Source organism: Haloparvum sedimenti (genome assembly GCF_001462205.1).
Lineage (GTDB): Archaea > Halobacteriota > Halobacteria > Halobacteriales > Haloferacaceae > Haloparvum > Haloparvum sedimenti.
The window spans coordinates 1-1,358 of record NZ_LKIR01000104.1; the positions used below are offsets into that span (position 1 = coordinate 1).

The following is a 1,358-nucleotide window of genomic DNA, read 5'->3' on the forward strand; positions in this document are numbered from 1 at the left end:
GGGGCCGACCATGTGGACGCCAACAATCCCGTCGGTCTCGTGGTGCTTCACCACCTGGACGAGTCCATCCGTGTTCTTGACGGCCTTTGCCCGAGGGACATCTTCCATCTGAACCGTCCGGCAGGAACAGGTACCGTGTTCGTCCATATATTCACGTTCAGTTGTCCCAACGACTGCTACCTCGGGACTGGTGAACACGACTGCGGGGACTGCATCGTAGTCGATGCTGACGCCCTCGTTGCCGAAGGCGTTCTTGACGGCGTGATTGCCCTCCTTGGCGGCGACCGTCTCCAGTTCGGGCTCGCCGATCACGTCCCCCGCCGCGTAGATGTCGGAATTGGTCGTCTGGAAATGCTCGTCGACGCGAATCGCGCCATCGGATTCGGTCTCGACGCCGACTGCTTCCAAGCCGATGTTCTCACTGTTGGGCTGGACGCCGGTTGCGACGAATAACGTCTCTGCGGTGAACGCTTGCTCCTCGCCCTCGATGACAGTCTCCACAGCGACGCCCTTCTGACCAGGGTCAGCACCACTGTCGGTAGCCACATCCTGAACCTGCTGGAAGTCGTTACTGGTCACGACATCGATTCCCTCCTCATTGAAGGCTCGTTGCATCTCCCGGCCGAGCTGACCTTCCATATCTGAGAGCACGTGACCGGAGCGCTGGAGAATGGTTACGTCGACGCCGACACGGTGGAGGATCTGGCCCCACTCCAGCGCGATGTATCCGCCACCAAGGATCACGATGCTCTCGGGGAGGTCGCGCCCCTCGAGGATGGTCTCGCTCGTGTAGTAGTCGACGTCGTCGAGGCCGTCGATGGGCGGCGCCCACGGTGAACTGCCCGTCGCGACGAGCGCCTTCTTCCCAGTAATGTGCGCGCCCTCGTCGGCGCCGTCGACGACCTCAATGGTCGTGTCGTCCATCAGCTGGCCGTAGCCCTCGTAGATGTCGGTCTCGAAGTGCTCGGCGACGTCGACGTAGTTCTCCTGCCGGAACCGCTCGACGAGTTCGTTGGTGCCGTCGAGTGCGTCGGCCCAGTCGACAGTCGGCTCTTCGGGATATGTGACGGCGTCGAAGGGATTCTCCGACGCTGCAGCGCCACTCTCGGCGACGGCGAGTAGATGCTTACTCGGGACACAGCCGACGTTCACGCAGGTCCCGCCGATCGGCAGGCCGGTGTTCACCATCGCCGTCGAGAGATCTCTCCGGCTCGCTTCGGTGATGGCGGCGAAGGCAGCGGCTCCGCCGCCGAGGATCACGAGATCATAGTCGGAGGTGTGAGTCATCTATACTGATACTTTACGATGGGAAGTTCTTATACTCCAGAGTCCGAAGCTATGGAGTAGGTTGGAGGCCA

1 protein-coding gene is annotated in these 1,358 nt (G+C 61.6%); it reads right to left on the reverse strand.

The genetic code is table 11. The features are described 5' to 3' along the window. The coding region (locus AN233_RS06135; protein ID WP_058365935.1) for an FAD-dependent oxidoreductase at positions 1 to 1,287 on the reverse strand (1,287 nt) is incomplete at its 3' end. Positions 1,288 to 1,358: the final 71 nt, after the last annotated feature.